Raw genomic sequence first — 549 nt, forward strand, 5'->3', positions numbered from 1 at the left:
ACATTCTTTTAGAAAACAAAGACAATAAAGACTTGACGTTTACAATGAATCAAGCATTATTGGCAGCGTTAAATGAAGGAAGCAATAAAGTAGGCAAACAAGCTTGGTCTGTGTATCTGGAAGTCGAACGGATCAAAACAGGTGATGTAGAAAACACGCAAACAGAAAACTACAACAAAGAGCTTGTTCGTTCTAATACGGTGGTGACACATACGCCTGATGATCCAAAACCAACTAAAGCCGTTCATAACAAGAAAGGGGAAGATATTAATCATGGAAAAGTGGCTCGTGGTGATGTTCTTTCTTATGAAATGACCTGGGACTTAAAAGGGTACGATAAAGACTTTGCCTTTGATACAGTCGATCTTGCGACAGGCGTTTCTTTCTTCGATGATTACGACGAAACGAAAGTGTCACCAATCAAAGACTTACTTCGTGTCAAAGATTCCAAAGGGGTAGACATTACGAACCAGTTTACAATCTCATGGGACGATGCCAAAGGCACGGTGACAATCTCTGCCAAAGACCCACAAGCCTTTATTCTAGCGT

Annotated in this window: 1 protein-coding gene; it reads left to right on the forward strand. The window is 40.6% G+C overall.

Features of this window, described 5'->3' with window-relative positions; translation table 11 throughout:
* Window positions 1–549 (forward strand): SspB-related isopeptide-forming adhesin (locus HMPREF2810_RS12530; RefSeq protein WP_176745263.1); only part of this gene is annotated, 549 nt, incomplete at both ends.

It is taken from the genome of Enterococcus sp. HMSC078F03 (genome assembly GCF_001811595.1).
Taxonomy (GTDB): domain Bacteria; phylum Bacillota; class Bacilli; order Lactobacillales; family Enterococcaceae; genus Enterococcus; species Enterococcus faecalis.